Annotated in this window: 9 protein-coding genes and 1 tRNA gene; 3 read left to right on the forward strand and 7 right to left on the reverse strand. The window is 72.3% G+C overall.

Annotation, left to right across the window (positions count from 1 at the left end; translation table 11 throughout):
• Nucleotide 1 precedes the first annotated feature (1 nt).
• Both ACWGPE_RS18100 and ACWGPE_RS18105 read left to right on the forward strand, forming a co-directional pair.
• Entirely contained in the window at nucleotides 2-964 is a 963-nt protein-coding gene (locus tag ACWGPE_RS18100; protein ID WP_452049207.1) for a metallophosphoesterase, read from the forward strand.
• A gap of 102 nt (nucleotides 965-1066) precedes the next feature.
• Nucleotides 1067-1143 (forward strand) — tRNA-Pro (locus ACWGPE_RS18105).
• 50 nt (nucleotides 1144-1193) lie between these two features.
• On the opposite strand, the gene ACWGPE_RS18110 is transcribed toward ACWGPE_RS18105, so the two are convergent.
• The 7 genes from ACWGPE_RS18110 to ACWGPE_RS18140 form a co-directional block, all read right to left on the reverse strand.
• The gene (locus ACWGPE_RS18110; protein WP_376931220.1) at nucleotides 1194-2507 is read right to left on the reverse strand and encodes a UDP-glucose dehydrogenase family protein; all 1314 of its coding nucleotides are present in this window, start codon (nucleotides 2505-2507) and stop codon (nucleotides 1194-1196) included.
• Complete coding sequence (locus ACWGPE_RS18115; RefSeq protein ID WP_452049208.1) at nucleotides 2492-3622, reverse strand: heparan-alpha-glucosaminide N-acetyltransferase domain-containing protein; 1131 nt, start codon at nucleotides 3620-3622, stop codon at nucleotides 2492-2494. Before ACWGPE_RS18115 ends, ACWGPE_RS18110 begins: the two co-directional genes overlap by 16 nt.
• Complete coding sequence (locus ACWGPE_RS18120) at nucleotides 3619-4470, reverse strand: universal stress protein (RefSeq protein ID WP_452049209.1); 852 nt, start codon at nucleotides 4468-4470, stop codon at nucleotides 3619-3621. The genes ACWGPE_RS18115 and ACWGPE_RS18120 overlap by 4 nt, the downstream gene beginning before the upstream one ends.
• A gap of 119 nt (nucleotides 4471-4589) precedes the next feature.
• Entirely contained in the window at nucleotides 4590-5204 is a 615-nt protein-coding gene (locus ACWGPE_RS18125) for a thymidine kinase (protein WP_376931223.1), read from the reverse strand.
• The gene (locus tag ACWGPE_RS18130) at nucleotides 5205-5879 is read right to left on the reverse strand and encodes a response regulator transcription factor (RefSeq protein ID WP_231431716.1); all 675 of its coding nucleotides are present in this window, start codon (nucleotides 5877-5879) and stop codon (nucleotides 5205-5207) included.
• Complete coding sequence (locus tag ACWGPE_RS18135; RefSeq protein ID WP_231431717.1) at nucleotides 5866-6996, reverse strand: hypothetical protein; 1131 nt, start codon at nucleotides 6994-6996, stop codon at nucleotides 5866-5868. Before ACWGPE_RS18135 ends, ACWGPE_RS18130 begins: the two co-directional genes overlap by 14 nt.
• Before the next feature lie 4 nt (nucleotides 6997-7000).
• On the reverse strand, nucleotides 7001-8389 hold the full coding sequence (locus ACWGPE_RS18140) for a sensor histidine kinase (protein WP_231431718.1): 1389 nt from the start codon (nucleotides 8387-8389) through the stop codon (nucleotides 7001-7003).
• 1 nt (nucleotide 8390) lies between these two features.
• Here ACWGPE_RS18140 and ACWGPE_RS18145 point away from each other — a divergent pair.
• Nucleotides 8391-8633: hypothetical protein (locus tag ACWGPE_RS18145; protein ID WP_452049210.1), on the forward strand; the 243-nt coding region annotated here is incomplete at its 3' end.

An 8633-nucleotide genomic window follows, 5' to 3' on the forward strand; every position in this document is an offset into this window, starting at 1 on the left:
GATCGCCCTGGCGATCGGCGCGGCGGGCGTCGCCGCATTCGCGTGGGGTTCGCTCGTCGAGCGCACCCGGTGGACGCTCCGGCGCGCCGAGGTGCCGGTGCTGCCCGCGGGGGCCGAACCGATCCGGGTGCTCCACCTCTCCGACCTGCACATGGCGCCGTGGCAGCGCGACAAGCAGGACTGGGTGCGCTCGCTCGCCGACCTCGAGCCCGACCTCATCGTCGACACCGGTGACAACCTCGGGCACGAGCAGGGCCTCGAGGGCATCCGCCGGGCCTTCGAGCCCTTCCGAGGCATCCCCGGCGTGTTCGTCAACGGGTCGAACGACTACTTCGGCCCTGTGCCCAAGAACCCGTTCGGCTACTTCATGGGCCCGTCGCGGCACCGCGTGACGTCGAAGCGGCTCGACATCGACGCGCTGCGCGCGTACTTCGCCGAGCTCGGCTGGCAGGACCTCGACAACACGGCGACGAGCCTCGACCTGCGCGGTACGCACTTCGAGTTCTTCGGCGTCGACGACCCGCACAAGGGCTACGACCGTCTCGACCTCATCGCGGGCGCGATCGACGAGTTGCGCGCCGACGACCCGCTCGGCGACGAGACCTGGCCCGATCCCGGTCCGCTTCGTCGCGCTCGGAGATCGACGCCTCGCCCCACCGTGACCATCGGGGTGGCGCACGCCCCGTACCAGCGGGTGCTCAATTCCTTCGTGAACCACGGCGCCCAGCTCATCTTCGCGGGTCACACCCACGGTGGCCAGGTCTGCGTGCCCGGCTTCGGAGCCCTCGTCACGAACTGCGACATCCCGCGCAAGCAGGTCAAGGGGCTGAGCGTCTGGCGGCACGGGCTGCGCTCGGCATTCCTCAATGTCTCGGCCGGGCTCGGCACCTCGATCTTCGCCCCCGTGCGCTTCGCCTGCCCACCCGAGGCGACGCTGATCACGCTCGTTCCGGCCGATCGGTGACGAACCGGATGCCTCGTGCCGCGCGTCGGCACGAGGCATGAGGCGGACTGGTCAGCGGCGCCGGAAATATCGGCTATCCTTGTTGAGGCCCTGCGGGGCCACCGGGGTGTGGCGCAGCTTGGTAGCGCGCTTCGTTCGGGACGAAGAGGTCGCAGGTTCAAATCCTGTCACCCCGACCACACGCAGAACCCCCTCCGAGATCGGAGGGGGTTCTGTCGTATCCGTACGTTCAGGGGCGCCCGATGCCCCGCAGTTCCCAGCCGGCCGCGCGCCAAGCGGCGGCGTCGAGCACGTTGCGGGCATCGATGATGCGGCGACCCGCGACGAGTCGCGCCGAGTCGACGGGATCGAGCGCGCGGTACTCCCTCCACTCGGTCACGAGCACGACGAGGTCGGCCCCGCGCAACGCCTCACGGGTCGAGCTGACGTAGTCGAGCTGGGGGTGCCGCGCACGGGCGTTCTCGATGCCCTCGGGGTCGGTCGCGACCACGTCGGCGCCGAGCCCCTTGAGCTGCACCGCCACGTCGAGCGCGGGTGAATCGCGCACGTCGTCGGACTCGGGCTTGAACGTCACGCCGAGCACCGCGATGCGCTTGCGGTGCACCTGTCCGCCGAGTGCGGCGACGGCGAGGTCGACGACCCGTTGCCGCTGGCGCAGGTTGATCGCGTCGACCTCGCGCAGGAAGGCGAGGGACTCGCCGCGCCCCAGTTCTTCGGCGCGTGCCGTGAACGCACGGATGTCCTTCGGGAGGCATCCCCCGCCGAACCCGACACCGGCGTTGAGGAAGCGGCGGCCGATGCGCGCGTCATGGCCGATCGCGTCGGCGAGGGCGGTGACATCGGCTCCCGTGACGTCGGCGATCTCGGCCATCGCGTTGATGAAGCTGATCTTCGTCGCGAGGAAGGCGTTCGCCGCGACCTTCACGAGTTCGGCGGTCGCGTAGTCGGTCACGATGCGCGGCGCTCCGGCCTCGATCGCCGCACGGTACACCCGATCGAGCACCGACGCCGCACGTCCGTCCCCGCCGGGATCGCGGACTCCGTACACGAGTCGGTCGGGCTCGAGGGTGTCGCGGACCGCGAAGCCCTCGCGCAGGAACTCCGGATTCCAGGCGACCTCCGCCTGCGGCGCGACCGCGGCCAGCAGATCGGCCAGCCGGGACGCCGTGCCGACCGGCACCGTGCTCTTCCCGACCACGAGCGCCCCGTCGGCGAGATGCGGGGCGAGCGCTGCGAACGCCGCGTCGACGTAGCTCAGGTCGGCCGCGTTCGTGCCCGCGGACTGCGGGGTGCCGACCGCGACGAAGTGCACCTCCGCGTCGGCGGCGTCGGCGATGTCCGTCGAGAAGCGCAGGCGACCCGACGCGGTGGCGGAGGTGAGGATCTCGGCGAGCCCCGGCTCGAAGAACGGCGGTCGGCCGGCAGCGAGCTCGGCCACCTTCGCGGCGTCGATGTCGACGCCGACGACTTCGTGTCCGAGTTCGGCCATCGCCGACGCGTGCACCGCCCCGAGGTAGCCGCAGCCGATCACCGAGATGCGCATGGCAAGTCCTTTCGAGCGGGACTTCCATTCTCGCGGTTGCGGCCGCTCGCCGCGCGCAGCAGTCGTTCGAGCGGTCCGCGACCGAGCCACCGGCGCCAGCACCACGCGAAGATCATGCTGCCGATGATCAGCCCGAACGTGAGCGCCCACGAGTCGTCGGTCAGGTATCCGTCTTCAGCGCGTTTCGCCGCTGCGATCACGATGAGGTGCAGCGTGTAGATCGTGAGCGGCATCGACCCCATCGCCGTGACCGGCGACAGCACGCGGCCGGCGACGCGGCGGACGGCGGGCCTCGCGAGACCGGTGAGCGTCACCGTGGCCGCGACGATCACGAGCGCCACCCCGACGTTGCCCATGGCGAGCGCCGAGGCGGAGACCGCGTGCTCGAGCACCGACGCCGAGGCATCCGTCTCGGCAGGCAGCACCCGGGTCAGCGGAAGCATCACGGCCGCCACCGCCGCGCCGCAGAGCGCGTACCAGGCGACGACTCGCGGAGCCGAGGCGCCGAGCCTCGCGAGCCCGAGGCCGATGAGCATGACCGGCACCCAGATGATCACCGGGTACGCCCCGGTCAGGACCCAGCCGACGAGGAGCCCGACCTCGCCCTCGCCCGCGGCGACGATCTCCGGGCTGTACTGCGCCGCCGTCGCGAGGCCGGGCGCGATCGCGAGCAGCACGGCGCCGAGCCCGAGCGCGACGCGCGGCGGCAGGAACAGCAGCGGGAGCATGAGCAGGAACGCGACGCCGTACACGTCGAGGATGATGTACACGAGCGGGTGCAGGGTCGCGGCGATCAGCAGCCCGAGCGCGATGAGGATGAGCGCGCGGATCGTGATCTGACGGCGCAGCAGCCCGCGCCCCTCGCCGATCGGGCGGGTGCCGCCCGAGATGAAGCCGAGCCCGAAGCCCGCCGTGAGGGCGAAGAGCAGTCGCGGGCGTTCGTCGGCGATGGCCAGGAGTTCTGCCGCGTCGAGCGTTGCGGCGGCCGGCGCGACGTGCGCGACGAACATGCCGATGAGCGCCAGGCCGCGGGCGGCGTCGATGCCGTCGACCCGGGCCGGCAGTGCGGCGCGCAGCCGGCTGCGCGGCGATCGCACGACCGGCGCGGCGCTCACCGCACGACGACCGTCGGCGCCTCGAGCCGCGAGAGCACGCCGTGGCTGATCGAACCGAGCAGGAACCTGGCGATCGCACCCCTGCCGTGGCTGCCGACGACGAGCAACTCGGCCTCGGCGGCCGCCTCGGCGAGCGCCGTCACCGGGTCGCCCGCCTCGACCCGCCGGTCGATCTCGAGTGCCGGACGGGCGGACGCCACGGGAGCGAGCGCGTCGTCGAGCACCTCGCGGGCTGCGTCGGTGAGGTCGTCGACGGCGACCATCGCGGGGCCGTAGCCGTATTCGCCGCCGGCCATCAGCGCCATGTCCCACGCGTGCACCGCGACGAGCGGCACGGCGCGCCGCTCCGCCTCGTCGGCCGCGAAGGCGAGTGCACGCGCGCCGACCTGCGATCCGTCGACGCCGACGACGACGCCGCGACGCGCCGAGACGTCGATGTCGGGCACGACGACGACGGGCGCCTCGCTCGCTGCGGCGATGCGCAGGCTGTGCACACCTCGCCGGCTCGGACGCTTTCCGCCGTGCCAGTCGCTGCCGACGACGAGCAGTTCCGCACCCCGCGACCGCTCCGCGAACACCTCGACGGGCGATCCCTGCTCGAGTTCGGTGGCGACCTCGAGACCGGGGTCGCCGTCGAGCGCCACTGTGGCGGCGTCGGCGAGCGACGCGCGGGCCCGGTCGAGCGCGGCGAGCAGCAACTGGGCGTCTCCGGTCGCCTCGACGGCGCTGTCGACCACGTGCACGAGCCGGAGCGGGCAGCGACGCGCCGATGCCCGTTCTGCGGCCCAGCGCACCGCCCTCAGGCCGGCGCTCTCGGCGGTGCTGACTCCGACGACGACTTCGCTCATGCGGCGGCCCTCCTGCCTCCATCATCACGCGGATGCCTCGTCGGCACCACCCTCGGGCAGGTGGCGGCGGCCCGACGGACGGGGATGACGGCGGCACGGCTCGCGCCGAGGCATCCTCGTCAGTGACGGCCGTTCAGCACCCCGCCGGACTCCTGCAGGTAGCAGACGCCGCACAGCGACTCGTAGGCGACCTCGACCCCGTCGATGGCGACCTGGTCGCCGTCGAAGATGTAGCGGCCGTCGACCCGGCGGCCGTTGAAGATCGCCTTGCGACCGCAGCGGCAGATCGTCTTGAGCTCCTCGAGCGAGTGCGAGACCTCGAGCAGGCGACGGCTGCCCGGGAAGGCGACCGTCTGGAAATCGGTGCGGATGCCGTACGCGAGCACGGGGATGCCGTCGATGAGCGCGATGCGCAGGAGGTCGTCGACCTGGTCGGACGAGAGGAACTGCGCCTCGTCGACGAGCAGGCAGCTCACGTCGCGGCCGGCCTCCTCGATGACCCGGGTGCGGTGCCCTTGGAAGCGGTCGAGCACGGGTGCGTCGGGTTCGATCACGAAGTCGACCTCGCGCACGACGCCGAGCCGGGACACGATGTCCCGGTCGCCCTTCGTGTCGATCGCGGGCTTCGCGAGCAGCACCCGGTGGCCCCGCTCCTCGTAGTTGAACGCCGCCTGGAGCAACGCCGTCGACTTTCCGGAGTTCATCGCCCCATAGCGGAAGTACAGTTTCGCCATCTACTCGAGGAATCCGTCTTCTGCGGCACGACGGATCAGCTCGGCCTTGCGGCTGGCCGGCTTGCCCACCTTCGCGTACTTCTCGCGCACCCGTCGCAGGTACGTCTTCGCCGTCTCGTAGCCGACGTCCATGCGCTGGCCGACCTCGAGCGTGCTGAGCCCCTGCGCGTAGTAGCGCAGCGCCTTCTCTTCGGCCGGGCTGAGGTGCACCCCCGACATCGTCGTGTGCGAGCCGGGTGCCTCGCCCGGTCGCCCCTGCGGTCGTGGATGCCTCGGCAGTCGTTCGCCGCGCATCACGCGCCGCGCATAGTCGACGAGCGTCTCGGCGGGCAGCGTCTTCGAGACGAACCCCGCCGCACCGGCGGCCATGCTGCGTTCTCGCGACTCGTCGTCGTCGAGTGCGGTGACGACGATGACCCGCGCGCCGGCGGCACGGCACGCCCGGATGCGCGACTCGATCGACACGCTGTCGCCGAGCTGGAGGTCCATGAGCACCAGGTCGACCGGGAAGGCGGGGCTGCGCACCAGGTCCATCCAGGAGGTCGCGGTCACGACGACCTCGAAATCGGGCGCGAGATCGGCGAACCACCGCGCCAGGCTGTCGACGATCAACCCGTGGTCGTCGAGGATCGCGAGACGATGGCGCGGCGTCGCGGCCGGTTCACTCGATGACATATCTCAGCTCCACAGTGACATTCTCCCGCGTCGAGACCGATTCGGCACCCAACGCCACGGCGCGAGCCACGGCGACGAACCGATCGAGTTCGCGCTTGGCCGGTGGACGCGCCGCGGGATCGGCGACGATCCGGATGAGTCCGCCCTCGGGCTCGGGCGAGAATGCGACGCTGACGCGTTCGGAACGGCCCGTGTCGGCGAGCCACGTGATGAGGGCGGTGAGCGCCGACCGCTGGTCGTCGCCGAGCACGTCGGCGGCGCCCGTCGGGTCGTCGACGAGGGTCTCGACACCGCGGCTCACCCGCAGGTTCGCCGCGAGATCGTCGAGCCAGGTCGACTCGATGCCCGCACGAAGCGCCCGCCGGAGCTCTTCGGCGAGCTCGCGCGCGCGGTCGGCATCGGCGACCGAGATGCGCTCCGCGGTCATCACGCCCGCGAGGAACGGCAGCACCTCGCGGCCGAGCACCGAGACGCGGCTCTGCTGCACGGACCTTGCGATGCCGGCCCGCAGCTCCGAGTCGCGCTGGAGCGCCGCCCGGTTCGCCTCCCGCTGCCACGCGAGCGTCTCGGCGATGATCGCGTACGCGTAGCCCGCGGCGGCGGCGGAGAGCGCGACCACGGGCGCCGCGTTGACGGCGATGAGCGCGGCGACCGGGGCGTCGGCGACGACGTAGGCGGAAGCGCCGACGACGAGGATCGACAGCACGATCGAGGCGAGCACTCCGGCGAGCGCGAGCGAGAGCCAGGTGCAGAACGGGGCGACCGAGAGGATGAGCATGCCGATCACGACCGGCCCGTAGTCGTCGTAGAGGTACTGGTTGGACCCGACGGTGCTCATGTACTCGGCGATGGCCGCCCCCACGGCGAGCGTCACCACGAGCCACAGGCGCTCCGCCGTGAACGGGGCCCGCGACGGGGCCGCCGACACCGCTGCGACCGCACCGGCGGCGGCGACGAGCACGATCGCCGCGACCGCCGCCACGGGTGCGACGATCTCGGAGCGGTGCACCCACGTGAGCGCGAGCGACGTGCCGAGCGAGAGCACGGCGCCGATCACGACGATGGGGGCGGCGGTGATCGCGCCGATCGGGTCGGCCTCCTGCTGGGTCAGTCTCACCGGCTCACGCACCCCCCTCGGGAACCGTGAGCACGATCGTCGTGCCGATGCCCTTCGTCGACCACAGCCGCACCGTGCCCTCCTGCTGTTCGATGCGGGCCCTGATCGAGGTGCGCAGCCCGATGCGGTCGTCGGGCACGGCGGACTCGTCGAACCCCACGCCGCTGTCCATGACGGCGACCGTCACCTCTCCCCCGCCGAGTCCGAGGGCGAGTTCGGCCTCGGCGACGCCGGCGTGGCGGGCGACGTTGATGAGGCACTGGGCGACCGCGGCGTCGAGCGCCTCCGCCCGCGCCGGGCCGAGCACCCGCATCACCCCGACGTCGCCCGTGACGCGCACGGTGAGGCCGGCGTGCTCGGCCGCCGTGAACGCCTGCACGAGCGAGGGCTCGCCGTCGGCGGCAGCCACCTCACGAGCCGAGCCGCCATCGGGGCGGGCGGACGATGACGGTGCGCTCGTGCGCCGAGCGGCGGCACGCCGTCGAGATCGACCCCCGGTCGTCGCGACGGTGTCGTCGACGGCGCCCGCCCCGGTGCCGGCGGCCGAGGCGGTCGCGGGTGCCACGTCGCTCCCGCCTGCGCGGGCGCCGGTCGATGCACGCTGCGGTGACCCTGCCGTCGTCGGGCCGGCGTGGTCGATCGCCCAGTCCCGGCCGACGATGAGGCCGAGATCCTGGCGGATTCCGGCGCGCAACCGCTCGTCGACGACGCCCGAGCCCGCCGATGCGATCGCGATGAGGTGGCTGAGCGCGGTGTCGTGCAGCCGCGCGGTCGCCCTGAGCTCGTAGTCGTGGCGGATGGCGAGTTCACGGGTCTGCTGGCTCGCACGGTGCAGGCCGGTCTCCTGGCGGGCGTCGGAACGGCGGGAGACGCCGTCGAAGACCCTGACGACGATGAGGATGCCGAATGCCGCAGCCGCCGCCATGTTCGGCGCATACACCCCGCCCACGAGCGCGACGCCGAGGAACATCGCCGCCTCGCCGAGGGCGTAGCCGAGCGACGCCCACACGATCGCGATGAGCGATCCGCTGCCGGCACCGCCGACCAGCAGCAGGGCGATCCGCGGCATCGCGAGCAGGGCGTTGTTGGTCGTCGCGAAGCCGCCCGGCCGCATGATGAGCACGGTCAGCGCGATCATGATGCCGGTGCCGATGACGAGCGCGAGCACGGTGAGCGTGACCGTCGGGAACCGCGCGACGGCGGCGAGCGCGAGCGCCATGATCGCGGCGAGTGCGGCGCCCGCCCACCCGCCGGGCGTTCCGCCGACCGTGGCGACGATGACGCCGACCGAGATCGAGACGGCGAGGCATGCGAAGGCCGCGCAGTGTCCCGCGAAGGCGAGCGCCCGGCTCAGGCTGTCGCGTGCGAGATGCCCCGGCAACCCCAGGCTCATCGTGAACCTCCACTCGCGACCGGCGGCCCGATCGCGCCATGTGGACCGGACTCAGCGAATTATCCCAGTTCTGCGCGCTTCCGCGCATCCGGGGCGCGTCTCGATCGCGAACGCGCACGCCGAGGCCGTGGCGCGCACGGCGGCTCGGCGGGCGGAATCAGAACAGCATGGCGGGATCGCCGGGCGCGGCGATCTCGAGGGGCAGCTCGCCGGCGGGGCGGGGCGGCGTCGTGCGCTTGCCGCC

This window comes from Agromyces sp. NPDC055658 (genome assembly GCF_053618155.1).

Bases quoted from the DNA above. Each gene is read 5' to 3' on its own strand.
- ACWGPE_RS18110 (WP_376931220.1), bottom strand. From the start codon at position 2,507: ATGCGCATCTCGGTGATCGGCTGCGGCTACCTCGGGGCGGTGCACGCG.
- ACWGPE_RS18120 (WP_452049209.1), bottom strand. From the start codon at position 4,470: ATGAGCGAAGTCGTCGTCGGAGTCAGCACCGCCGAGAGCGCCGGCCTG.
- ACWGPE_RS18125 (WP_376931223.1), bottom strand. From the start codon at position 5,204: ATGGCGAAACTGTACTTCCGCTATGGGGCGATGAACTCCGGAAAGTCG.
- ACWGPE_RS18130 (WP_231431716.1), bottom strand. From the start codon at position 5,879: ATGTCATCGAGTGAACCGGCCGCGACGCCGCGCCATCGTCTCGCGATC.
- ACWGPE_RS18140 (WP_231431718.1), bottom strand. From the start codon at position 8,389: ATGAGCCTGGGGTTGCCGGGGCATCTCGCACGCGACAGCCTGAGCCGG.